Below are 24809 nucleotides of genomic sequence, written 5' to 3'. Positions count from 1 at the left end.
AAGGGATCGAATAAAAGCATTGAAATTCGAAGCAAGCGGTCTGAATATTCGAACACTATGCACAGCCTGCCTGATTTCGAGCATCCCTCCACCCCAACGATCGGCCCGTAAACATGATCGAATCCACCGCTATCAGGTATTTTCGCGAGGTCACGGAGCGCGGCTCGATCAAACGCGCGGCAGAATCTCTTCGCATTGCACCAAGCGCGATCAGCCGGCAGGTCCAGGGGCTTGAAGACGAGCTCTCGGTCAAATTGTTCGAACGCGGCGCACGGGGAATGAATCTGACCAATGCCGGCCACCTGCTCTATCGCTATGCACAAGAGAGCCAGGCGAAACTGGATCGTGTCCGTGCCCAGGTCGAGGAGTTCGATTCGCTGCAGCGCGGGCACGTCAAGCTCGCAACCGTGGAGGGACTACTGGCAAGCTTCGTGTCGGATTTTGTAGTCGACCTTTCGAGAGACTATCCCGGCATTTCAATCGCGGTGACCACCGTGGGATCACGCGGTGTGGCCGAAATGGTCGGACGGCACGAGGTCGATCTCGGGCTGGTCTTCGGTCGCGCACCCCGACGCGATCTGATCGAACTGGCCCGCATGCGGCAATCGCTATGCCTGATGGTCGCGCCGCATCATGCGATGGCCGGCAAGGACCACTGTACCATCAAGGAACTGGCCGGACTTCGTGTCATCTTGCCTGATCCATCGTTTGGCATTCGCCAGGAAATCGATCGCGCCTGCGCAAAGGCAAACGTGGAGCTCGATCTCTACAGCGAAACCAACTCCATCGCCTTCGCACGAACGATGGCTGCCAAGACCGGTCTCGGGACTTTCCTGCCGCGGAACGCGGCTATGCCTGAACTGGTCTCCGGCACCTTGGTCGCGATCCCGCTGCGCGATAAGCGGCTGGAAGCAACACAGGTGACGCTGGTGCAACTCGCAGCCCGCAACACCACGCCTTCCAGTCTCCGCGTCGCGGAGTTGCTCGTCGATAGAATGAAGCAGCAGACGGACTAGCCTGGAACGCTTTCCGTGGTCCTCGGCTCCATTACGACACTGCCTGGGAACAACCTGCGTACCAAAATGTAGAATATCGGCGTGAAAACCAGACCGAACAACGTGACGCCAAGCATCCCGAAGAATACAGCCACGCCGACCGCCTGACGCATTTCCGATCCCGATCCCGATGAAATCACCAGCGGGAGCACACCGAGAATGAATGCGAACGAAGTCATCAGGATCGGCCGCAATCGCAGCCGGCACGCCTCAATAACGGCCTCAAGCTGATTGCGTCCCTCACGTTCGATGTCGCGCGCAAACTCCACGATCAAAATGGCGTTTTTGGCCGCCAGCCCGACCAACACAACGAAACCGATCTGGGTCAGGATATTAATGTCCTGGCCCATGATGCGCACGCCGACGGTTGCGGCAAGCAAGCACATCGGCACAATCAGGATCACGGAAAATGGTAGCGTCCAGCTGCCGTATTGCGCGGCAAGCACGAGATACACAAACAGCACGCAGATCGGAAACACGTAGAGACCTGAGTTTCCACCCTTCACCTGCTGATAGGAAAGATCGGTCCACTCGAACGCGAAGCCGCTCGGCAACGTCTCTTTCGCAAGCTTCTGCATGATGTTGATCGCGGTCGTCGAACTCGTTCCCCGTACCGTATCACCCTGAAGTTCAGCGGCCGGATACAGATTGTAACGTGCTACCCGATCAGGGCCGGCGGTATCCTTGAAGTTCACGACGCTTCCTAGTAGCACCATTTCGCCCGCCGAATTTCGTGTTTTTAGGCGGGCAAGATCCGACGTTTCCTTGCGGAACGGCAAATCAGCCTGTGCTGTGACGTGATAGGTGCGTCCGAGGATATTGAAGTCGTTCACATAGGACGAGCCGAAATACACCTCAATCGCTTCCGTCACATTCTGGATGGGCACACCAAGCATCTGTGCCTTCTGACGATCGATTTCGACGAAGACCTGCGGAGTATTTGCGGTGAACGGTGAGAACACCGCTGTCAGCCCTGGCTCCTTGCGTGCAGCCGCCACGAGTTCATCGGTTGACGCCGCCAGCAATTCAGCCCCTCGGCCCTGAATATCCTGCACGCGCATGGAAAATCCGCCGCCGGTGCCAATGCCCGGAACAGCTGGCGGAGGAATAACGATGATGAAAGCACTTTGAATGCTGGACAGCCGTTTGCGCAACTCGGCAGTGATAACGTCCGCCGTGAGTCCCTTCTTCAGCCGAATTTGAGGCTCTTCGAAAACCGGAAATAGAGCCGCGGCATTGCTCGATTGAGTTCGTGTCGCGCCCGACAGACCGGCGAGCGCTGGCACACGAACAACGCCGGGCGTATCGAGTGCTATTTTTTCAATCTGACGAACAACTTCGGTGGTGCGAGCCAATGAGGCGGCCCCAGGGAGTTGCACCGCGACAATCACATATCCGCGATCCTGCGCCGGGATAAAGCCCTGTGGTGTGCTGACAAGCAGCCACCCCGCAGAAGCAATCAAGGCAACATACACAAGCAGCATCACAACGGAATGCCGAATAACGAAGTCAGCCAGATGTCCGTAGCTGTGCGACAGCCGATCGAACCCGCGATTGAACACGCCGATCGCGGCTCCCCAGCCCCGCGCGACCAGGTTCCAGCTCGCTGGTGGTTTCTTCTCGTGATGCGGCTGCAGGATCAGCGACGCCAGCGCCGGCGACAGCGTTAGGGAACAGAAGCACGAAATCGCCGTGGCGACAGCTATGGTGACGGCGAACTGTTGAAAGAACTGACCGGAGATACCCCCCAGGAATGCGGTAGGCACGAACACCGCACATAGCACCAGCGCAATCGATACCAGTGCACCACCAACCTCCTGCATTGTGAGCAGCGCTGCCTCACGTCTGCTTAAGCCCGCAACCAGATGCCGCTCGACATTTTCAACCACGACGATCGCGTCGTCGACCACAATGCCGACTGCGAGCACAAGCCCGAACAGCGTGAGATTGTTGATCGAAAATCCCAGCGCTGCCATCACCGCAAAGGTGCCAACAAGCGATACCGGGATCGCGATGATGGGAATGATCGCTGGACGCCAGCCTTGCAAGAATACAAGGACGACAATGACCACCAGAACCATCGCCTCGTAAATGGTCTTGATCAGTTCGTGAACCGACTCAGCGATGAACTCGGTCGGATTGTAACCGATGTTGTATTCCAGGCCCTTCGGAAACTCGGTTTTGAGCCGCGCCATCTCGTCAGAGATATTCTTTGCGGTGGCAAGCGCATTCGAGCCGGGGCGCTGGAAAACCAGCATTGCGACGGCTGATTTCCGGAGCAGGAAACCATTGGTCGTTGAGCTCAGCGCACCAAGCTCAATACGCGCGACGTCGCGCAGCCGGACGGTGCGACCATCGGCTCCCGCCTTGATCACAATATTCTCGAACTGCTGAGGATCTTTCAGGCGGCCGGTGAAAGTAAGATTCGGCTGAAAAGCGCGATCCGTAATGGGCGGTTCGGCGATCTGACCGCCCGCGATCTGAAGGTTCTGTGCCCGTATAGCGGCAATCACGTCGCCTGCCGTCATACCCAGCGTTGCAATCTTGTCCGGATCGAGCCACAAGCGCATCGAATAATCGCGTGCTCCGAAAATCTGGATGTCGCCGATGCCGTCGAGCCGCAGCAACTGGTCGCGCACCTGCCGCAAAGCATAGTTGGAAATATAGAGCTGGTCGTAGGTGTCATCGGGCGACAGCATGAACACGACCATCATGAGGTCGGGGCTATTCTTGCGAGTGACGACACCGTTGCGCTGAACTTCCTCAGGCAGGCGAGGCTGTGCTATCGCCACCCGATTCTGAACCAGCACCTGAGCCTTATCAAGATCCGTCCCCAGCTTGAACGTGACGGTGATGTTCAACTGGCCGTTCGATGTCGCCTGACTGTAGAGGTACTCCATATCCTCTACGCCGTTGATCTCCTGTTCGATTGGCGTCGCAACGGTGTCCGAGACGGTCTGCGCGGAGGCGCCCGGATACTGCGTGGTGATGACAACCGTTGGCGGCGCCACCTGCGGATATTCCGCCACTGGCAAAGTCGTGTATGCAATCGCACCGATGATAAGCAGCACGATCGACAAAACCATCGCCAGAATCGGCTGGTTTATGGAGAGGCGTCCAAGATTCATGGCTTGGCCCCGCCACTCGCAGCTGGCGGATGCGGCGTAACCTTGGCCCCGATCCTGACGCGCTGAAGTCCGTCGATGACGACCTTGTCGTCGGGCTTCAACCCCTCACGAATAACACGCAGACCATCATCAAGAGGACCAAGAACGACGGGACGCGCTTCGACAGTATTATCGGCTTTGACGACAAAGACGATCTTGCGCGACTGGTCCGTTGCGATGGCGGTGTCGGGTAGCAGCAACGCCTCATAAGGCGCGCTGCCAAGCACCCGAACGCGCGCAAACTGACCGGGAAGAATTGACAGATCCTGATTCTTAACCAGCCCTCGGCCTCGCAACGTGCCCGTACCGATGTCGAGTCGATTGTCGAGGAAATCAACAAAGCCCTCGTGCGAGGGCTTTGTCTCACCGGAGAGGATCACCTGAACCGGATTGGCTGTGTCGCGCGAACTCGGCCGTTTTCCTTCAAACCACAATCGACTGTTCTTGATGTAAATCGACTCATCCATATCAAAATAGACGTGGATCGGATCGAGCGAGACAATGGACGTCAGCAGCGTCGCACCGCTTTCGCTTCCCTGTACAAGATTACCCACCGTCACAAGGTGGCGACTGACGCGGCCGTCGATCGGGGCGACTACCCTGGTATACTCAACATCGAGAAGCGCTCGCTTTAGAGCACCCTCCGCCTGCATGGTTGCCGCCTGTGCCGCAGACAGCGTCTGGCGACGCTGATCAACAACGCTCTCGGAGACGGCTGAAGTCTTCACCAGCGTTTCAGCTCGCGTCAACTCGCGCTCTGCCAGGTCGACCTTGGCCTTGGCGTCCGCAAGCTGACCACGAGCCTGTTCGGCTGCCGCCTCATACTGCCGTGGATCGATGACATAAAGAAGATCGCCGGTCTTGACGATGGCGCCATCCTTGAAGTCGACGCTCATGACAAAGCCTGTCACACGAGCGCGGACCTGAACCTGCTCAATCGCATCAAAGCGGCCGGTAAACTCGTCCCAGTCCGTCACCGTTCTTTTTGTCGGATTGGCGACCGTGACAGCGGGCGCACTGGCAGCGGGCGCTTGAGCCGGCTTCTCGCAGCCGGCCAGACCGATCCCAATTGCAACGGCGACAAGCGCCAGGAGAGATTTATTTCGTCCGGAGCTCCAGAAACGATCAGATAACACCTTCGATTGCATCGCTAAGCCCCCGACGTCATTGTCCAAGCACTCGCTCAGTGTTTTCATTCCTGTCGAGCCCCTACGTTAGCCCGCATTTATGGAGACCGCCAGCGCCATGCAAGTCTCCGAGACTTACCCGCAACCAGACAATTCGGTGCTTGTACTGGAGAATTCATGGCTATGCATATCTGACCTGACGAGCCAGTTGCCTTTCCAGAGTTGCGTAAAGCGTCGGACAGACCGCGTCTGCCGTCGCAAAGACTCTCCCCTGTCTCGTGCGAGCACGAGTTCTTGTCATTGATATACTACGAATATATGCTTGGGCTGATCGGACCGATTTACGGCGGATGGGGAGTGAATTGAAATCTAAAAAGATTACAAAGCGCGCAGCGCAAAATCCGGAGGCCGATGACGGAACGCTGACAGATCGTGCTTATCGAGAACTCGAAGAAATGATCGTCACCCTTCAGCTGACTCCCGGCACCATACTGTCCGAACACACCCTTGCACTAAAACTGAAGATCGGCCGGACTCCGATTCGTGAGGCGCTGCAACGTCTCGCGCGGGACGGTCTCGTGGTGATTATGCCGAGGCGCGGCATCATGGTCTCGGAAATCAATCTCAGGCTGCAATTGCGGCTGCTCGAAGTGCGCCGCGAGCTTGAGCGGCTGATGGCGAAACTGGCAGCAGAACGCGCCACCCCCGAAGAACGTCAGGAATTCGCCGAAGTGGCTCGTGGAATGCTCAAGGCGGCGGCTCAGGCGGACGACATCGAATTCATGCGCCTCGATCAGAAATTCAATCTCCTGATCGCAACGACCGCGCGTAATGAATTTGCGCGGCGATCGATGGGCCTCATGAATGCTCTCTCCCGCCGCTTCTGGTATCAACACTATCAGGAAGTCGCAGATTTGCCGTTGGCCGCCAAGCTGCATGCCGCGGTCGCAGAAGCTGTCGCCGGGAAGAAGCCCAAAATCGCGGCCGCCGCCTCCGATAAGCTGATCGACTATATCGAGGATTTCGCGCGTAAGACGCTCGATACCTGATCCGAGATCAATCGAACATCACGACGCTGCGAATGGTTTCGCCACGTTTCAGCGCGTCGAATCCCGCATTGATGTCGTTGAGAGAGAGACGGCGCGAAATCAGATCATCTAACATCAGCGATCCGTCGAGATAGGCGCGCGCCAGCATCGGAAAGTCGCGGCGCGGCCGTGCGTTGCCATAACTGACACGGCGGATGCGTTTTTCCTGCATGAGGGAACCCCACCGGAACGATACATCCTGCTGCACGTCGACCTTGCCAAGCCAGATTACGTTGCCGCCTGGCCGAACCGCTTCGGCGGTGACACGGAAAGCCACGAAGCTGCCGGCGGACTCGATCACGGCGTCAACACCGCGGCCGCCCGTCTCACTCTTTGCCGCAGCGACAGGATCGTCATTTGACGCATTGACGGTGTGGGTTGCGCCCATGGTTAGCGCCAATGCAAGCTTTGCACGATCGAGGTCAACAGCGATGATCGTACCAGCCCCTGCCAGCCGCGCACCCTGCACCGCCGCCAGACCCACTGCGCCACAACCGATCACCATGACCGCGTCGCCATGTTTGATCGCATCCAGATTCAGGGCAGCCCCAACGCCGGTCATTACGCCGCAACCGATCAAGCAGGCACGATCGAACGGGATCTCCTTCGGCACTGCAATCGCCTGCTGATCCGGTATGATGCAATATTCACCAAACGATCCGAGAAACATCAGTTGCTGCACGTCACGGCCGTCAGCAAGCCTTGCGCGGCTCTCTCCATCGAATGACCTCGCCTTCGGACCTTCGCCGAGATATTCCTCGCAAAGGATCGGCAAGTCGCGATCGCAATAGAAGCAATGGCCGCAGTGCGGGTTCCACGACAAGACGACGTGATCGCCCTTCCTTACACCCCGCGCGGCTGAGCCGACCTCCTCGACGATGCCGGCTGCTTCGTGGCCGAGCACGATCGGCATCGGAAAGCGCAACGATCCTTCAATTACTTCAAGATCGGTGTGACACAATCCCGCCGCACGAATTCGCACCAGAACGTCTGTGGGCTTCAACGCAGCCGCAGTGACGGTCTCGATGACGAGCGGCGCCTTCGCTGCGTGGAGAACTGCCGCGCGGTACTGAAGCGGCATCTATGCAACTGCCTTCCCGGAACCACCCAGCGCCTTGAGCGCCACATCGATATCGGATGACGTCATCTCCCATTCGTTGCCGAAGTTAGCCACAACGGCGCGCATGAACGGATCGACTGCCGTTCTCGCAGCAGCCGCGTCGCCAAGATGGTCGGCGAGTAGCGCCAACGCGAGCTGGCGCGGCTCCGGTCCCTCATAGCTCCACTCAAAGCCATTTTTGCTATATTCCATCACATCGGTTCGGGGATTCAACGGTGCACCGTCGACCGTCACCTTCACGCCGTCGATCGTCCGGTCCCCAACATAATGTTTCATTCTTTCTCTCCACTCATTGCGTCCCGGTTGCCGATCGGACTAGTGCGTCACTTCCACCTCGCCGGCGATCACACGCATGACGTCGCGGTCGCGGTGCGCTTCTGCCAGAGAGCCGGAAAACATCAGTTCGCCGCGCTCCAGCACATACAGGCGATCGACGTAGTCAGGGATGTGATGGACATTCGATTCCGCCATCAACACGCCCTTCCCCATTGCCCGGATCGACGCGACGCCCTCTGCAATCAGCGGAATGATGGCTGGCGACAATCCCTCGAACGGCTCGTCCAGCAACAGAAGCTTCGGATCAAGCGTCAGCGCACGCGCAATGGACACCATCTTGCGCTCGCCGCCTGACAACTGCGCACCGCCGCGCGCAAGATACTGCCGCAGTTTCGGGAAGACCGCATAAGCTTCCTCGATGCGCTCCTGAGCCGGCCGACCGGTTGGCCGCGTCCATGTCGAAAGCTCGATGTTTTCAGCCACGGTAAGGTCGGCGTAAACTTCAGACTCTTCTGGCGAGAAGCCGATCCCGCTCTGGGCGATCCGCCACGTCGGAAGCTTCGTCAGATCGGCGCCGTCAAAAGTCATCTCACCGGATAGCGGACGGCGATAACCCATAATGCTGCGAAATGTCGTGGTTTTGCCCGCTCCGTTACGGCCGACCAGACAGACGAGTTCGCCCGCCGCAACCGAAAGGCTGATACCGTTGAGAATGCGGCTGCCCTGAATATCGACTTTTACGTTGGAGAGCTCGAGCATTACGACGCCCTCCTCAAGGTCGGGGGCCGTGTTCCAACGACGGCCGAAATCATCGCCGGATCGGCAAAGAACCGGTCTGGGGGCATGTCGGCCAGGACCTTGCCCTCCTGCAGAGCCACGATCCGGTGCGAATAGCGCGCCACGAGATCCATGTCATGCTCGACCTGAACGATAGCTCGTACCCCTGCCGCCTTCGCTGCCGACACGAGAACTTCCATGATGGAATGCTTGTCTCCCGTGGACACGCCGCTTGTCGGCTCGTCGAGCAGGATGACTGTCGGATTAAGTGCAAAAGCGCTGGCAATATCCAGCAGCTTCTTTTCACCCTGGGAAAGGGTGGATGCCACCGTATCCAGCTTGGCGCGAAGACCGAGAACCTCCGCCACGCGCTCAACGTCGGCTTGAAGTTCGCTGTCTTTCGACAGCGAACGGAATGGATTGGCAATGCGCCGCAAGCGCGAAGCAACCGCAACCGCAAGGGTTTCGCGTACCGTCAGCGCCGGAAATACATTCACGAGCTGGAAAGCACGCGACATTCCGCGCCGGGCCAACTCAACCGGACCCACACCTGCGATGTCGTTCCCGAGAAAGCGAACCTCGCCGATGGTCGGCCGCAACAGGCCGGTGACAACATTGACAAGGGTGGTCTTGCCTGCGCCGTTTGGTCCGACAATCGAAACGAACTCGCCGTCGGCGACGTGGAAAGACACGTCCTGTAGCGCTCTGTATGCACCGTAGTGTTTGGAAACGCTGATGGTCTCGAATAGCGGCGCCCGGACATCCGGCGATGTACTGATCGGATGCATCATCTGCCCCCTGCTTTGCGAGAGACGAGCATCTCGACGGCACCTGACAAGCCTTGTGGCAAGAAGATAACAAGCAGAACCAGGACGCCGCCCATCACAAAGCGCCAGTACTGCGTGATCGCCATCACGAAGTCCTGCAACAGCACAAAGGCGAGCGCGCCGATGGCCGGGCCGACAAAAGTTCCGCTACCGCCAAGGACCGCCATGAAAACGAGGTTGCCGGAGTGGGTCCAATACGCGAGTTCGGGATCGGCTAGGCCAGTGGTGATTGCGAGAATCGTTCCGCCGATCCCGCCATAAACCGCCGAGATCACGAACGCCGCCAGCCTCATGCGAAAAATCTGCACGCCTACGTAAGCCGCCTTGCCGGCGTTTTCCCGGATTGCCTTCAGATGCAAACCAAATGGCGACTGGGTGATGCGCCACATCGTTGCTCCCAACAGCGCCAGCAACGCCAGCACATAGTAGTAGAAAGGCCCCGTGAGAAATGCGGTCTTGCCTCCGCGCCATTCCATGCCGAACAGCAGCGGACGCAACACGCGCATCCCCTGGTCGCCGCCGGTCACGCTGTAGAATTTGAACAGGAAGGAATGAAATAGCATCCCGAAAGCCAGCGTCAGCATCCCAAAGAAGATTCGGGTGTAGCGAACGCAAAGAACGCCAATAACAAGCGCAACAAGAGCGGAGACCACCGCACTGGTCAAAACAATCAGTTCGAAACTCAGCACACCGAATTTTGACGTCAGTGTCGATGCAGTATACGCACCGACGCCAAGAAAGAGGGCGTGCCCAAACGACAGCAGGCCCGTCGTTCCGAACAGAAGATTGAATCCAAACAGCGCGATTGCGTAGGCAAAGAACGGCACGAGCAAGAGAAGCGCATACGGCGATGCGACAAGCGGAAGCAGACCCATAATCGCGATCAAGCCGAAAAAGACCCAAAGGCCCTTGATCCGGGGGAACGGGTTACGCCTCGGCGCAGTCAACGAAATATCGATGGATTGTTCACTCATGCCGTCACCTTGCCAAACAATCCGGCGGGTCTGAGGATGAGCGCCGCGACGACCACGAGATAGACTGACAGCAGCTCCATTTCCGGCATGATCGAGATCGATGCCGCACGCATCAGTCCGACGATCAACGCACCGACAAGCGCGCCGCGCATGCTTCCCAGCCCGCCGATCACAACGACGGCAAACGCCTCCACGACCAGCTCAACGGCCATGTCGAGCGACGCAGCACTGGATGGGACGACCAGTGCGCCGCCGACCGTTCCGAGCATGCAGCCAACAGTGAAGACAAGCGCGAAAATTTTCGACGCATTGACACCGAGTCCTTCGGCCATATCGCGGTTTTCCGCAGTCGCCCGCACGATGCGGCCGGTTTTCGTACGTTGCAGAAACAGCCCTAGCGCGGCGGCAATGCCGATACTCGCCGCTATCACCAGCAGATTATAGGTCGGCACTTGCACACCCATGATATGGGTCGTGCCATATATCATGTAGGCATTGTCCATGGTGCGCGGCGTCGCGCCCCACGTGAAGCGAAAGACATCCTGAAACATCAGAAGCAGGCCGAAAGTGAGCAGCAACTGATAGCTCTCGTCCCGGCGGTAAACCGTACGCAGCACCCGCTCGATCGGCAGTCCAACGACGCCGATTACAAGCCCCGCGAGAATAAGCACAGGAAAGAACATGAGCGGCGGCAATCCGAACTTCATCGCAACAGCGACCGCAGTAATCCCGAAATATGCACCGAGGGCATAAAATGAGCCACAGGCGAGATTCACGATCTGCTGCACGCCGAATACGAGCTGAAGCCCCGCCGCCACCAGAAACAGGATGGCGGCGTGGAATGTCCCACCGAGAATGATATCGACGATCGCCGTCATGGCTCAGACAGGCATCTTGGCGGTCTTGATCCATTCCCAGAAATCCGCGCCCGGCGGTTTCTGCAGCTGTTCGGCCTGGAATGTGTCGATCGAAGCCAATGTCGGGAAATCGTACTTGTTCGTGTTTGTCGACGGCCCCTGATAGAACACCTGCTCCGCGATCTTGTCCTTGCGGAATCGGCCCTTGCCGCCGAGGCTTTCCACTTCGAGGCCGGGCATTGCTTCCGCGACCACATCCGGCGTCGGCCATTTCTTCGCGGCTTTCTGCGCGGCTTCAACGCCCGCCTTGTAACTTGCGAGCGCGAAGTAGGCACGATCCGCTTCCCAGTGCGGCGCCTCCTTGTAGCGATCCATGTAATCCTGAACAAACGCCCTTTGCAGCGGCGATGCCTGCGGATGATCGAAATAGAGGGTGTTGTGTCCGAAGATCACGCCCTCGGGCATGAATTCTTTCTTGAGCTGATTGAGTTGCCAGCCGGCTGCCGGCAGCACGACCTTCACGCCGTCGAACAGACCCGCCGCAGCGCCCTGCTTCATGAATACCGGAAGATCGGCGAACAGCATCGATGAGAAGATCAGATCGGGCTTGGCGGCCTTGAGCGCGGCGATATGTGATGTCAGATCAAGGGTGCCAACCTTTGGCCACTGCTCGGCGACGAACTCAGCCTCCACACCATAGCGTGCGAGAATCTGCCGGAAAGCTTCCCAGTTGTTGCGGCCGTAGGAGTAATCCGGATTGATGCCAGCGACCCGTTTGAATTTACCCTTGAAGTGCTTGACCGCGAGCAGCGACGCCATCACAGCCTCGCATTCATTGTCAGTCGAGCGAAATACATAGCGCGACTTCGGCATCACTTCCTTGACGCCGTCCTGCGTGGTGCCATCCCACATCACCAGGAGCGACTGCTCTTCTTCCGCAACAGGAGCTACGCCAAGGCTGACGCCTGTCGAGATCAGTCCGTGGACGCTTTCGACCTTCTCCTGCAGCACCAGGCGACGGAAACGTTCGATCGTGTCCTTGGGGTTGGTCTCTTCTTCAATGACAAGCTCGAACTTGCGTCCGGCAATGCCACCCTCCTTGTTCATACGGTCCGCCGCCCATTGCACGGCGCGGATACCGCATTCGCCGGCGGTACCGGCGACACCGGAGCGTGGTGCGATGATGCCGATCTTGAATGGCTTGTCCTGGGCAATGGCCGGGGCAAATAGCTGGGGCGCCGCGGCGGCGGCAACACCGGCACCTGCGAGCTTCGAAAAGGCACGACGGGTGAGCCCCATTGATATCCTCCCATGTAAGCTAAGCGCATCTGCCGTGCGCTGTTGCCATACGATAAATATATCAGACAGATTTCAGCAAGCATTTTTTGCGTGCCGCAGTGTCGCAATGCCGGTTGCCGGTCTAATAGATTGGTGATATGTCAGATTGAAGAGGCTGGACGACGTCGCCGGCCGTTCAGAAGATGACGGAGATTGCGCCATGGAACTCTCATCCAGCCCAATGACCGACCGGCAGCGTAAATACCGGGCCACCTACAGGGATCGCATCGCTGGCTGGTACAATGGCTGGCTACACGCCTTCGTCATTTATGTGATCGGGCTCACTGCCCTCTCGGTCTACATCGCCAACATCGGCAATGTTCGCTGGTGGGAATGGCTGATCGTGCCTGTCACCTTCCTGGCGGCAAATTTCTTCGAATGGTGGATTCACCGGTTCGTCATGCACCGGCCGTCGCAGATCAAGGCATTCCGTGCGATCTACAACCGGCACACCCTGATGCATCACCAATTCTTCACCGAAGAGGAGATGCGCTTCGCAGACCATAACGACTGGCGCGTGACGTTTTTCCCGCCCTACGCCTTGGTCACCTTCACATTGATGTCGATTCCGCCGGCACTCGTGCTGGGGTGGCTGGTGTCACCGAACGTCGGCTGGCTACTGATCTGCACCACGACATCGATGTATCTCATCTATGAGTTCATGCACTTCTGCTGCCACGTCGACGAAAACTGGTTCGTCCGCAACATGCCGTTCGTCAACACCATCCGGCGGCATCATGCGGCTCATCACAATCAATCGATCATGATGGAGCGAAACATGAACCTGACCTTCCCCGTAATGGACTGGCTGTTCGGCACATCGGATCTCGATCGCGGACTGATCGGCCACATCTTCAACGGCTACGACACCCGTTACATCCGCAAAAACATGCGTAAAACCTCGCGTACGCCAAAACCCGACGCTGTCGGCCAGCGCTCGGGCTTTGCCACGCCCGCCGAATAAACGCGCGGGAGATTCGACATGAGCACGATTGAGCCGAACTGGTTGTCCCTGGTTTGGTTCGCCGGACTGGCAACCGTCTGTGGCGTTGCCTTTCTCATAGTTGCTGGAAAATTTCCGCTCGATGCCCGGCCCGACGCGGCAAGGTCGCTTCCCGCAACCTTGTTGATTATCGGCAACGTCGTTCTGCTCGCGATGCTGCTCGCCGGCACTGTACTCTACGGATATGCCGAACTGCGGTGGAGCACGCTGGTCGTCGTCAGCGGACTTATTTTCCTGTTCACGCCAGCGCTATTCGAGGAATGGCGCTGGCCCCTGCGTAACACAACAATCGAACTATCCGTATTAGTCGGCATTCAGATCCTGGCGCTCGCCGTACTTGCCAAAGTCGGCGGTTCAGCGTTCGCGATCCTGTCGTGACGTTCTGTCCATATAACCAAAGGAGCAATCGATGCCCGTGAAGATCAAATTGGCGCTGTCTTTGGTCGTTATCATTGTCGCGGCCGTCGCATTCTATATGCAACACACGCTCGGCCACGAGCGCGTTCAGTATCTCGTGGTGTTTCTGGGCGTCTTCATGGTGTTCGCGATGTGGCTGTTTCCGGAAGTGAAACGCGAGGAAACCGCCGGCGGCATTCGCCGGGAGACAACCCAGAATCGCGCCAGCTAAGGCCCCCGCAAAAATTTTCGCCGTGCTCCATGAAGGAGCACGGCGATTTTTTACACACAAAGTGGCGCGCACAATTGCGCCGTCAGATCGTCAGCCGCCGAGATAAGCCTCGCGAATGTGCTTGTCGTCGATCAACTCTTCTCCCCGCCCCGACAATACGATCGACCCAGCTTCCATCAGATAAGCATAGTCGCACATATCCAGCGCGGAGTAGGCATTCTGCTCCACCATCAGCACCGTGGTGCCTGATTTGCGGATTCCGTCGATGATCTCGAATACCTGCTCCACAATATTCGGCGCGAGCCCCAGGGATGGTTCATCGAACATCATCAGCTTCGGTTTGGACATAATCGCGCGGCCGATTGCCAGCATCTGCTGCTCGCCGCCCGACAGAGTCCCTGCCACCTGACTGCGCCGCTCCGCAAGCCGGGGAAACTGCGTGAGAACCCGATCACGATCCTCTGCAACACCATCAGCGTCACGCCGCAGATACGCCCCCATATCGAGGTTCTCCTCGACTGTCATGTCAGGGAACACCCGGCGTCCTTCAGGACAGTGGGCAATACCTCGCGCCAGAATCTCCCGCGCCGAACACCGGGTGATGTCTTCTCCTTCGAAGATCATGCGGCCGGACGCCGAGGGCAAGATTCCAGAAATGGAGCGCAATGTCGTGCTCTTCCCGGCCCCGTTCGCGCCAATCAGCGCGACGAGCTGCCCCTGCTTGATCGAGAGAGAGATACCCTTGATCGCTTCAACTTTGCCGTAACGGCAAACGAGATCGCTAATCTCTAGCACGTTTCTTCGCTCCTTGCCCGAGATAAGCACGAATGACTTCAGGATTACCCTGAATTGCCGACGGTGGGCCTTCGGCAATGATCCGGCCGTAGTTAAGAACAACAATGCGGTCCGACACGCCCATCACCATTGGCATGTCATGCTCGACGAGCAGGATCGTGACGCCGAGACCACGTAACTTATCGAGAAGCTGCATGAATCGCGCTGTCTCAGTTGCGTTCATGCCCGAGACCGGCTCATCGAGCAGCAGCATCGAAGGATCCGCAGCCAACGCCAATGCCACACCCAGAAGCCGCTGATCGCCATAGGCGAGCGAGCCTGCCATTTCACGCGAGCGGCGTTCAATACCAACCAGCGCCAGGATTTCCGCCGCGCGTGTCCGCAGTTCCTTTTCGGACTCACGCTCCCGCGGCAGCGCCAGCAAGGTATCCCACAATTGCGAGCGGCCGCGGCGATGCAGGCCGATCATGACATTCTCGAACACGCTGACACTCTGGAACACGCTGGTGCGCTGAAACGTCCGCACCAGGCCCAATGCCGTAACTTCGTGCGGTTTCAGATTGTTCAGCGACGTGCCGCGATAAATCACTTCTCCCTTTGTCGGTCGCAGGAAGCCCGTGATGACATTGAATGCGGTCGTCTTGCCCGCGCCGTTCGGCCCGATCAGACTGACGACTTCGCCTTCGTTAACGACGAAGTTCATGTCCGAGATCGCAACAAGACCGCCGAAGTGAACCGCAATGTGTTCGATCGAGAGTGCTGGTAGCGTCTTGGCTACTTGAACCTTAGCTGCTTGAGCCTGCATCATGGCGCATCCTGCATCTTGGCTTCCGGCGCAATGGCAGGATCCCTGGTTTCATCGACCCCGAACCACTTCTCAATGGCCGGAACGATCCCCTGCGGCAGCACGAACACGATCAGGATCATGAACACCCCGTAGAGAATCCACTGAATTTCCGGAGCGGCGAACGAGCGCGCAACAACGGGGATGAACCCGAAAATCAATCCGCCGACGAGCGGCCCTGCCAACGTTCCTTTGCCGCCGGTAATCACCATGATCACCATGGTAACGGTGTAGAGAAAGAGGAAGACGTCGGGATCGATGATTTTCAGATAGTGCGCGTACAGGCTTCCTGCCGCTCCGGCGATGCCGGCAGATACGACAGCCGCCAATACCAGATAGCGGGTGACATCGATACCGACGGAAACCGCCAGCGATTCATTCTCCTTCAGCGCCACCATCGCGCGCCCGACCCGCGAATTCACCAGGCGGCTGATGATGATGTAGGAGATAACCACGACGCCGAGGACCAGATAGTAGTTCGATTGCTTGCTGAAGAAATCGAAATAGCCGAGCCCGGGAAGTCCGAGTGTCATGGGCGGAATCGAAGTCAGCGCCAGCGGCCCCTGGGTCAGTTCTACCCAGTTCAGCGCCACAAGTCGGACGACTTCCGCAAAACTGATGGTCACGATGACGAAGTAGGCACCGCGAACCCGGAACGACAGCTTGCCCACAATGTATCCGCACAGCCCGGACACGAGTATGGCGATGATAAAGCCAAGCCAGACGGGCCATGGCTCATGAACGACTCGGATGCCGCCGATCAGTTCCACGTCGAACCCGAGCGCCGTCAGCGCGCTGACGTAAGCCCCGATACCGAAAAAGGCGACATGACCGAGACTCAGCTGGCCGGTGTAACCCAGCAGCAGATTGAGGCTCATCGCCGCGATGATGAAGATCCCCGTCGTGATAAAGGCATTCAGGAGATAAGGATCCTTCAGCCACAACGGAACCGATGCGAATACGACAATCGCAACCCAGGGGAGAAGCCGTTTCATCCAATTCGCTCCGATCGTGCAAAGAGTCCGGTCGGTTTGAACAGCAAGACCGCGATGATAATCAGAAAGCCCATGGCGTCGCGGTAACCCGACGAGATGTACCCGGCGCCCATCTCCTCGGCAAAGGCCAGGATGAAGCCACCGATTGTTGCGCCGCCGATGCTGCCGAGACCGCCGAGAATGACGATGGCAAACGCCTTCAGCGACGCGATGTTGCCCATCTGCGGGGAGATCACGTAAACCGGCCCGAGCAGCGCGCCTGCGGCCGCCGCGAGCGCCGAACCGATGGCGAAGGTGGCCATGTAGATCGCCTGAATGTTGACACCCATCAGCGAGGCGGTGTCGGTATCCTGGAATGTCGCACGCATCGCCTTGCCGAGCTTGGTGCGGTTGATCAGGAAGTACGAGATGGCGATCAACGCCAGCGCCGCGAAGAATACGAAAAGCCTCAACCACGACACCGAGAAAGGACCAATCGTCAACGGCGTCTCCGGAAACGGCGTATTGACTGCCTTCGCGACGCCGCCCCAGACGTACTGCTCTGCGTTTTGCATCACGATCATCGCACCGATCATGATCAGCATGGTAGTGTCGATATCGGCACCTCGCATCGGACGCAGAAGAACGAACTCAATCAGCGCGCCAAGAAGGCATCCGGCGACAATCGCAAAAAGCAGCGCCAGAAAAAAGTTGAACCCAAGCATCACAGCGATGAAGTACACGAAGTACGCACCGAACGCATAAAGCTCGCCGTGCGCGAAGTTCACCACGCGCATGATGCCAAAGATCAAGGTCAGGCCGATTCCGAGCAGCGCATATGTACTGCCGAGGATCAGCATGTTGATCATGTGTTGCAGAAATTCAGTCATCGAGCTTTATCCAGGTCAAAACTCATCGTTCGGCGGAGGCCGCCGTGCCTTTGGAATGGAAAGGCGCGGGCATCGAGACGATGCTCGCGCCTCCATACTTACAGCTTGGGAAGAACGACCTTCGAATTGTCGATCTTGATCAGGTAGACATTGGGCATGCTCTGCCCGCTCTCCTTGCCGGAGGGCCCCTGCTTCTCGAACTTGATCTTGCCGTTCAGGCCGAGCAGTTCAGTCTGCCACAATGCGGCAGCGATCGCCTCGGGCTCTGCCTTGCCTGCCTTCTCGATAGCAGCCGCGATCGTACGGATGCCGTCGTATCCACGGAAGCTCTCGGTCGCGCCGGCGAAGTTGAAGCCGCGCTTTTTCCATTCGCCAAGGAAGTACTTGGTCGCCGGCGGATTCGGCGTCTCGTCCGGATACCACGGAGCGAACGTCGTCAGGTGAAACGTTCCGTTGGCAGCGACGCCAGCCTGATCAATCAACTGATCGGGATTCTGCGAACCGCCAGTCGTCACGATCTGCTTCTTGATGCCGAGCGCTGTTGCCTGTTTCAGAACGAGCGTGAGTTGCTCGACAGCAGTCGTCACCATGATCGTGTCAGAGTCGGTTGCCTTAATTTTCGACAACTGAGCGCTCATATCTTGAGCGGACTGGTCCATCGTCTCGACGAGGCCAACCTGAATATTGTCAGCCTTCAAGACCTTTCCGAAATCTTCAGCGGCGCCGCGGCCCCAATCATTGTTGATGACAAGGAAGTCCGCCTTCTTGATCGACAGCTTGGGAAGAATTGGCTTGAACGCCGCGGCTTCGACCGACGACGGCGGCGAGATGCGGAAGATGTAGGGATTGCCGGTCGTCGTGATCTTGCCCGACGAAGACGTCTCAACCACCATCGGAACCTTGTATTCCATCAGCTTCGGCATCACGGCCAGCGTCAGGCTCGATCCCCAGGCGCCCATGATGACCGGCACCTTGTCGGCCGTGATCAGCTTCTCGGCTACAGCCGCAGCTTCAGTCGGGTTGCTCTTGTTGTCCTCGATGACAAGCTCGATCTTCTTGCCGAGAATGCCGCCTTTGGAATTAATTTCATCAGCGGCGATCTTGGCGCCGTTGACGACATAGGTACCCGACGCAGCAAAGGGTCCGGTCAGCGGTTCGTTGACGCCGATTTTGATCGTCTGAGCCGCGGCCTGACCGGCAACGCCAGCCGACAGCAACGCGATTGTCGCAAGTAGTTTGGTGTGTTTCGCCATCTTCCATTTCCTCCGTTTGAGTGCGGAAATCAGGTCTTTTCAAGCAAAGCTTGTGCCAGTTGTCCGCTTGTATTTATCTAACTGTTATCCTGAACCCAGATAGTCCTATTTTTAGTATCTTAGTATCATCTGCAAAGGCCGCTCGCCGTCAAGTTTTTTCAGCAATCCGGCACACTGACTGCGAGCCCTCCGCGCGACGTTTCCTTGTATTTCGTCTGCATATCGGCCCCGGTATCCCGCATCGTACGGATAACCTGATCCAAACTAACGTGATGCGACCCATCGCCGCTCAGCGCCAGCGACGCCGCATTAATGGCCTTGATCGCGCCAAATGCGTTGCGTTCGATGCAGGGGATTTGCACCAGCCCGCCAATCGGATCGCAGCTCATTCCGAGATGGTGCTCCATCCCGATCTCCGCGGCATTTTCAATCTGCCGGCTGCTGCCGCCCAGTGCCGCTGTCAGGCCGGCCGCAGCCATGGAGCATGCCACACCCACCTCCCCCTGACACCCGACTTCAGCGCCGGAGATGGAAGCGTTCATCTTGCAGAGCCCGCCAATCGCTGCGCTGGTCAGGAGAAAAATCCTGACGCCGTCCTGCGAGGAGCCCTCGCAATGATCGGTGTAGTACCTCAGAACGGCAGGAATGACGCCAGCGGCGCCATTGGTCGGGGCAGTAACAACCCTGCCGCCTGCCGCATTTTCCTCGTTTACAGCGATCGCGTACAGACTTGCATAATCCATCGCTGCGATGGAATGCCGCACGTTGCGGCTTTCTGACTCCTGCAGCCGGGCATGAAGCGAGCGAGCGCGACGCTTGACCTTCAAGCCACCCGGCAACTGACCATCGGTGCGTATCCCGCGGTCTATACAGTCGAACATCACCGCAACGAGACGATCGAGCCGATCGTAGACTGACGCTTCATCCGCAAGTGCGGTTTCGTTCGCGAGCACCACCTGCGCGATCGAGAGACCGGAGCGGTCGCACATTTCGATCAATTCAGCCGCGCTTCGGTAGTCGAATGGAATGGCCGCGGACGACTCTGCTGCAGAACCCGTTTCGCCCTCTCGCTGAACGAATCCGCCGCCGAGCGAGTACCAGGTTTCGGCCCACAACTCGTGGCCAGCCTGATCAAGGGCCGCAAATCGGAGCGTATTCGGATGAACCGGCGTCGGCTCATCAAAATTGAAAACGATATCCTGTACCGGGTCGAAATGGATCGTCAATCCATCCCTCAGTACGAGCTTGGCCGTGGCAGCAACGACAGCGATGCGGCGGTCCGCATCATCAGGATCGACAGTCTCCGGCGAGAAACCAGAAAGCCCAAGCATAACGGCCTTGTCCGTTCCATGACCACGCCCGGTCCACGCAAGGGATCCAAGCAACGTGACTTGCAAGCGTCTCAGGCGCGACCGCTGAGATTCATCAAGGGCTGCCATGAAGGCCGCTGCGGCCTTCATTGGGGCGACCGTGTGAGAGGATGACGGCCCGATCCCGATCTTGAACAGATCAAAAACACTGATCATGATAGGTGACCGGGCATCGCCCGCTCCAGCTTGGGTTGTTACTTCGCCCTCAGCCTTGGAATGATCTCCTTCGCGATCAGTTCGACCTGATCCATCCGGTACTTGTAGGGCACGAAGATGATCTTCTGAACGCCGACAGCCTGGTGAGCCTTCAACTGCTCGACGCACTCATCGACGTTGCCCATGATGGCGCTCTCGCGCGAGCAGTCGCTGTGTTCAGGGAAGTCCCATTCCTTGATCAGCCACTCGTTCATCTCATCTTGAACGGCAGCCTTGGACGGACCGATCATGATCGGCAATTGCGAAGCGTTGAGAAGCTTGTCAGGATCCTTGCCGCCCTCCTTGGCGAAGTTGCGGAGCTTGGCCCAAGATTTTGCGAAAGCTTCGGGCGGATAGAAGTAGGTCAGCCAGCCGTCGCCGACAGTTGCTGCGCGCTGCAGGACCCTGTCGACATAGCCACCGATAAGGATAGGCAGAGTCGGCTGCTGTGCCGGCTTAGGATACATGACCGCGGCCGAGATGTCGTGAGCCATGTACTTTCCATCGACCATCGGCTCCGACCACAGACGGCGCATGATTTCCAGATTTTCATCCATCAGCTTGCCGCGCTTGTCGAACGGAATACCCATGGCATCGAACTCGCGCTTGTACCAGCCTGACGCCATGCCCATCAGCAGGCGGCCACCTGAGAACTGATCCATGCTGGACAACTGCTTGGCCAGTGCAACCGGGTTGCGCAGCGGCAGAACAAGAATGCCGGTGCCGAGCTTGATTTTGCTGGTGCGCGCGGCGATTGCGGTCAGCGTTGTCAGCGAATCCAGGATCGGAAAGTGCGGGTCCACACCAAGAAGAATGTGATCCCAGACCCAGAGCGAATCGTAGCCCAGTTCCTCGACGCGCACACCGTAGTCCACCAGCGCTTTCGCATCCGGCATTTCGGGATAGGCAGTGAAATTGCGTGCGGCGATACCGAACGTGTTCGACAGTAGGGTCATGTTTGCTTCCTCGTTTATTCTTATGCGATGAAGAGACGATCGGGATCGAGCATTCGGAGCGTGGTCAGCTCGTGCTCGGTGGGCGGCTCAGTAACGTTGACCTGATCGTCAAAAATCAGATCGAAGCCGGTGTTGTCCTGGACCTGTTCGCGCGTGATGCCCGGATTGAGGGCGAGTACCTTCATCCGGCGCGAGGTCTCGTCGAAGCCGAACACCGCAAGTTCAGTGATCACACGGAACATGCCGCCTTCCGGCAGCCCGCTTTCAGCGCGGGATTTTCCGCCGCGGATAAAGCCAGGGCTAGTTATGAAATCGACCTGATCAACGAAGCGGCGCTTCTCGTGCTTCATCGCAACGATCATGTTGGTCAGGCTGGAAATGTCGTTTCCGCCGCCAGTCCCCGGAAGTCGTGTCTTGGGCTTCTCGGAATCGCCAATAAAAGACGAGTTCAGATTTCCGTACTTGTCAATCTGTGCGCCGCCCATGAAGCCGACGTCGACATATCCGCGCTGCAGCAGCAGAAGAACTTCGGCGCTGCCCAGCACCATGTTGGCACGCTTGGTACAACGCTGATCGTTGGTCGATGGCGGCAACTTGCCGGGCTCGACAAACGCACCGATCACGCCGCCTTCAAACAGGATTGTCAGGCCAGGGCAACGCAGGCGCTGCGCCAGCGTCGCAGCCAGCAAGGGAATGCCAATGCCGGCAAATACAACCTGACCTTCCTTAAGCTGGCGCGCGCTCAGGATCGCCAGCATCTCCGAAGCTGTATGACGATTCTGTTCAGTCATCGAAAATGCTCCTGCCCCTGCGGCTCGCCGTCACGATTTCGTCCATCCCGATCTTCGCAAGAAAATCGTTCCAGGTTTTCGGGCCGTAGACGTACTCGTCGAGATACTTCTTCATTCCACCAACGGGATCGCCGTTCACCTGCGCCACGTACGCATTGAGATGGTTCATCATCGGCTCGTAGACGCCATAACATTCGTGCGGCGCGGAGCCGTAAGGCACCTCCACCACCGCATCGACGCAGAAAAATGGAATCTTCGTCTGGTCAGGTGCGCGACGAATCTGGTCGTTGGAAACAATCCGCTCGGTGGTCAAGATCACGCGGTTGGCTGCCATCGCAAGATCGATATCCATGAACTGCAAGCCATCGATCTGAGCATTGCCGTAAGCATCGCAGCGCTGCACATGGATCACCGCCACGTCCGGATTCAGCGCGGGGACAAGCAGCACTTTCTCACCGGTGAAGGGACAATCGAATTCCTTGGCTTCCGGACGAATGCGGGCCACATCGGAGCCCAGCATCGAGCGCATCGGCATGAACGGAACACCCATCGCACCGGCGCGGAAGCGCATGCCGACACCCATGTGGCTCCATTCGTCGTAACGTGCCGTTCCGCCTTCAACATGGTGGCGCATCACCTTCGAAAGGCCCCACAGGATGCCTTGGGCGAACCAGCTCGAAATGATGTGATTGGCTGCACCAGATCCCAGCAGCAGATCGCCGTCAGTCGAGATAATGCAGCGCGAACAGGAAAGTTCTTTCTTCCGCGCCCGGATCAACTGCCAGATCATGGCCATCGGCGTGCGCGATATGGTCGAACCCCCAATCCCAACCGATGCGCCGTCGCCGACGAATGATGCCGCTTCTTCCAGACTCACAACCTTCTCGCGAAGACTTCGGTCTCGGCGCGCGAGGTTCTCTCGCAGCTTCTGATATGGCTGGACGATATCCTGACCTACGCTCATGACTTTGCCTTGCCTGCCATTTCGGTCTTGTACTGCGGCCCGAAGGCCTCAACGTTGAAATCCTCGATCAGGCGATCCCATTCCGGAAGGCTCGATACGAGACCATTCCAGAACGACCGGTGCCTGCGGCGCTCGAAATCTTCGACACTGACGCCCTGCTGCTCCACCCAGGTGTAGTAGCCGAGATTGAAAACCTGCCGGCGCAACTGATCGGTCAATTCCACGACATTGTCGGTTGCGATCGACGTTAGGCAGGAGCCAAAAATCTCTCCCGCATTAACTTCGTCAAACGACGGAAAATGCTTCGCGCGATAGCTGTCACGCTCGCTGTCATAAAGCGACGCACTATCGGTCGCGACGGTGACGATGACATCATCGGGTCCGTAGTGAAGCTGTTTTGCGAGCTTGATCGAGGCGACAATGTTGGCGAAGCCGGAAATGCCGACATCCGCGAAGGCTGCAACCAGCTTGCCGTCGAGTTTCTGGCGACCCTGAAGATACTTTCGGCCGACATCAGAGCCGAACAGCAGATTGAGGCTGTCGGTGACACGATCCGAGACGCCGACGACAACGTCGGTATTCATCACGTTATGGATGAATGGAATATGCTTGTCGCCGATACCCTGAATATTGTGCTCGCCGTAGCCGTTGTTCAGCATCGTCGGGCATTCGAGCGCTTCGACCGCGGCAATCTTCGTCCCATGCCGCGTCTTCAGATAGTCGCCTGCCGCAATGGTGCCGGCCGAGCCGGTCGCCGACACAAACGCAGCGAGACGCCGCTGGCCGCTACCGTTGAAAGCGAGAAACGCCTGCTCCGCCGCACTGCCCGTGCAGGCATAGTGAATGATATAATTCGAAAATGCCGAGAACTGATTGAGAATCACGTTCTGCGGATCGCGCGCAAGTTCAGCGCACTTGTCGTAGATTTCCTTGACGTTGCTCTCGGTGCCGGGCGTGCGTACGATATCATCCGGATGCGCAACCCACTTTTCGAGCCACTCAAACCGCTCGCGGCTCATGCCTTCGGGAAGCACGGCCACACCGCGGCAGCCAAGCACACGCGACACCGAGACGCCGCCGCGGCAGTAATTCCCAGTCGAAGGCCAGATCGCCTTTTGCTGCTCCGGATCGAACCGCCCCGTCACAAGCTGCGCTGCCAGCGCCGAATAGGCAGGCAGGACTTTGTGCGCGCCGATCATCGGAAAACGCCGGCCGAGCAATACAACAATCGGCGCTTTCACACCGGTGAGCGCTTCCGGGAGCACGATATAACCCGGCACATCGATCCGGCTGGTGCGATCGGCCCCGTTGTACCAATGGACCCGCCAGAGATTTGCGGCATGAGGTTCGTCGGGCGCAATATCCACCAGCGCCTTCGACGCCGCGGCGGGAATGCTGGACGGGTTGGCAAGCTGCGAGAACGTCGGCATCACCACGCCCCGCTCGCGCACCCGCGCAATGGCTCTCGCGCGCTGCTTGCTATCGACTATGTCGGGATTGATGACCGAAGACATACCAAACTTCTTTCAGGCTCACACCG

The 24809-nt window shown here is 58.1% G+C and carries 24 protein-coding genes; 5 read left to right on the top strand and 19 right to left on the bottom strand.

Annotated features, from left to right (window positions below; genetic code table 11):
• Positions 1–113 precede the first annotated feature (113 nt).
• Positions 114–1016, top strand: coding sequence for a LysR family transcriptional regulator (locus HMPREF9695_RS03955; protein WP_006019504.1), 903 nt, complete (start codon positions 114–116; stop codon positions 1014–1016).
• On the opposite strand, the gene HMPREF9695_RS03950 is transcribed toward HMPREF9695_RS03955, so the two are convergent.
• Complete coding sequence (locus HMPREF9695_RS03950) at positions 1013–4183, bottom strand: efflux RND transporter permease subunit (RefSeq protein ID WP_006019503.1); 3171 nt, start codon at positions 4181–4183, stop codon at positions 1013–1015. The genes HMPREF9695_RS03955 and HMPREF9695_RS03950 overlap by 4 nt on opposite strands.
• Positions 4180–5370: an efflux RND transporter periplasmic adaptor subunit gene (locus tag HMPREF9695_RS03945; RefSeq protein ID WP_041711221.1), complete on the bottom strand. Its 1191-nt coding sequence runs from the start codon at positions 5368–5370 to the stop codon at positions 4180–4182. The genes HMPREF9695_RS03950 and HMPREF9695_RS03945 overlap by 4 nt, the downstream gene beginning before the upstream one ends.
• Before the next feature lie 329 nt (positions 5371–5699).
• Between HMPREF9695_RS03945 and HMPREF9695_RS03940 the strand changes: the two genes are divergently transcribed.
• Positions 5700–6398, top strand: coding sequence for a GntR family transcriptional regulator (locus HMPREF9695_RS03940; protein WP_006019501.1), 699 nt, complete (start codon positions 5700–5702; stop codon positions 6396–6398).
• Positions 6399–6405: 7 nt separating this feature from the next.
• On the opposite strand, the gene HMPREF9695_RS03935 is transcribed toward HMPREF9695_RS03940, so the two are convergent.
• The 7 genes from HMPREF9695_RS03935 to HMPREF9695_RS03905 are packed head-to-tail and all read right to left on the bottom strand — an operon-like array spanning position 6406 to position 12567.
• On the bottom strand, positions 6406–7518 hold the full coding sequence (locus tag HMPREF9695_RS03935) for a Zn-dependent alcohol dehydrogenase (protein ID WP_006019500.1): 1113 nt from the start codon (positions 7516–7518) through the stop codon (positions 6406–6408).
• Positions 7519–7833, bottom strand: a complete 315-nt coding sequence (locus HMPREF9695_RS03930; RefSeq protein ID WP_006019498.1) for a DUF6166 domain-containing protein — start codon at positions 7831–7833, stop codon at positions 7519–7521.
• Positions 7834–7872: 39 nt separating this feature from the next.
• A complete protein-coding gene (locus tag HMPREF9695_RS03925) occupies positions 7873–8592 on the bottom strand; it encodes an ABC transporter ATP-binding protein (protein ID WP_006019497.1) in 720 nt (239 codons plus the stop codon).
• Complete coding sequence (locus tag HMPREF9695_RS03920) at positions 8592–9398, bottom strand: ABC transporter ATP-binding protein (RefSeq protein ID WP_006019495.1); 807 nt, start codon at positions 9396–9398, stop codon at positions 8592–8594. Before HMPREF9695_RS03920 ends, HMPREF9695_RS03925 begins: the two co-directional genes overlap by 1 nt.
• Positions 9398–10411, bottom strand: coding sequence for a branched-chain amino acid ABC transporter permease (locus HMPREF9695_RS03915; RefSeq protein ID WP_006019494.1), 1014 nt, complete (start codon positions 10409–10411; stop codon positions 9398–9400). Before HMPREF9695_RS03915 ends, HMPREF9695_RS03920 begins: the two co-directional genes overlap by 1 nt.
• Positions 10408–11289, bottom strand: a complete 882-nt coding sequence (locus HMPREF9695_RS03910; protein ID WP_006019493.1) for a branched-chain amino acid ABC transporter permease — start codon at positions 11287–11289, stop codon at positions 10408–10410. The genes HMPREF9695_RS03915 and HMPREF9695_RS03910 overlap by 4 nt, the downstream gene beginning before the upstream one ends.
• A gap of 3 nt (positions 11290–11292) precedes the next feature.
• Positions 11293–12567: an ABC transporter substrate-binding protein gene (locus HMPREF9695_RS03905; RefSeq protein WP_006019492.1), complete on the bottom strand. Its 1275-nt coding sequence runs from the start codon at positions 12565–12567 to the stop codon at positions 11293–11295.
• 199 nt (positions 12568–12766) lie between these two features.
• On the opposite strand from HMPREF9695_RS03905, the gene HMPREF9695_RS03900 reads away from it, so the two are divergent.
• From HMPREF9695_RS03900 to HMPREF9695_RS03890, 3 genes are read left to right on the top strand one after another with little or no spacing between them, the layout of a single operon-like run.
• Positions 12767–13570: a sterol desaturase family protein gene (locus tag HMPREF9695_RS03900; RefSeq protein WP_006019491.1), complete on the top strand. Its 804-nt coding sequence runs from the start codon at positions 12767–12769 to the stop codon at positions 13568–13570.
• An 18-nt stretch (positions 13571–13588) separates the two neighbouring features.
• Positions 13589–13987, top strand: a complete 399-nt coding sequence (locus HMPREF9695_RS03895) for a hypothetical protein (RefSeq protein ID WP_006019490.1) — start codon at positions 13589–13591, stop codon at positions 13985–13987.
• 31 nt (positions 13988–14018) lie between these two features.
• Positions 14019–14237, top strand: a complete 219-nt coding sequence (locus tag HMPREF9695_RS03890; RefSeq protein ID WP_006019489.1) for a hypothetical protein — start codon at positions 14019–14021, stop codon at positions 14235–14237.
• A 90-nt stretch (positions 14238–14327) separates the two neighbouring features.
• Here the strand turns inward: HMPREF9695_RS03890 and HMPREF9695_RS03885 are convergent, their stop codons facing one another.
• The 10 genes from HMPREF9695_RS03885 to HMPREF9695_RS03840 all read right to left on the bottom strand — a co-directional run bounded on the left by HMPREF9695_RS03885 (position 14328) and on the right by HMPREF9695_RS03840 (position 24783).
• Positions 14328–15032: an ABC transporter ATP-binding protein gene (locus HMPREF9695_RS03885; protein ID WP_006019488.1), complete on the bottom strand. Its 705-nt coding sequence runs from the start codon at positions 15030–15032 to the stop codon at positions 14328–14330.
• Complete coding sequence (locus tag HMPREF9695_RS03880) at positions 15019–15840, bottom strand: ABC transporter ATP-binding protein (protein ID WP_006019487.1); 822 nt, start codon at positions 15838–15840, stop codon at positions 15019–15021. The genes HMPREF9695_RS03885 and HMPREF9695_RS03880 overlap by 14 nt, the downstream gene beginning before the upstream one ends.
• Positions 15837–16871: a branched-chain amino acid ABC transporter permease gene (locus tag HMPREF9695_RS03875; RefSeq protein WP_006019486.1), complete on the bottom strand. Its 1035-nt coding sequence runs from the start codon at positions 16869–16871 to the stop codon at positions 15837–15839. The genes HMPREF9695_RS03880 and HMPREF9695_RS03875 overlap by 4 nt, the downstream gene beginning before the upstream one ends.
• Positions 16868–17740 carry a branched-chain amino acid ABC transporter permease gene (locus HMPREF9695_RS03870; protein WP_006019485.1) on the bottom strand — a complete coding sequence of 291 codons (873 nt, stop codon included), beginning with the start codon at positions 17738–17740 and terminating at the stop codon, positions 16868–16870. The genes HMPREF9695_RS03875 and HMPREF9695_RS03870 overlap by 4 nt, the downstream gene beginning before the upstream one ends.
• 98 nt (positions 17741–17838) lie before the next feature.
• Complete coding sequence (locus HMPREF9695_RS03865; protein WP_006019484.1) at positions 17839–18993, bottom strand: ABC transporter substrate-binding protein; 1155 nt, start codon at positions 18991–18993, stop codon at positions 17839–17841.
• A 158-nt stretch (positions 18994–19151) separates the two neighbouring features.
• On the bottom strand, positions 19152–20519 hold the full coding sequence (locus tag HMPREF9695_RS03860; protein WP_041711213.1) for an L-serine ammonia-lyase: 1368 nt from the start codon (positions 20517–20519) through the stop codon (positions 19152–19154).
• A 38-nt stretch (positions 20520–20557) separates the two neighbouring features.
• On the bottom strand, positions 20558–21514 hold the full coding sequence (locus tag HMPREF9695_RS03855) for an LLM class flavin-dependent oxidoreductase (protein WP_006019482.1): 957 nt from the start codon (positions 21512–21514) through the stop codon (positions 20558–20560).
• A gap of 20 nt (positions 21515–21534) precedes the next feature.
• Positions 21535–22305: a CoA-transferase subunit beta gene (locus HMPREF9695_RS03850; RefSeq protein ID WP_006019481.1), complete on the bottom strand. Its 771-nt coding sequence runs from the start codon at positions 22303–22305 to the stop codon at positions 21535–21537.
• On the bottom strand, positions 22298–23269 hold the full coding sequence (locus HMPREF9695_RS03845; protein WP_006019480.1) for a CoA transferase subunit A: 972 nt from the start codon (positions 23267–23269) through the stop codon (positions 22298–22300). The genes HMPREF9695_RS03850 and HMPREF9695_RS03845 overlap by 8 nt, the downstream gene beginning before the upstream one ends.
• Positions 23266–24783, bottom strand: a complete 1518-nt coding sequence (locus HMPREF9695_RS03840; RefSeq protein ID WP_006019479.1) for a pyridoxal-phosphate dependent enzyme — start codon at positions 24781–24783, stop codon at positions 23266–23268. Before HMPREF9695_RS03840 ends, HMPREF9695_RS03845 begins: the two co-directional genes overlap by 4 nt.
• Between the last annotated feature and the right edge of the window lie 26 nt (positions 24784–24809).

It is taken from the genome of Afipia broomeae ATCC 49717 (assembly GCF_000314675.2).
GTDB classification, from domain to species: Bacteria; Pseudomonadota; Alphaproteobacteria; order Rhizobiales; family Xanthobacteraceae; genus Afipia; species Afipia broomeae.
This window is presented reverse-complemented; position numbering and strand designations above follow the sequence as displayed.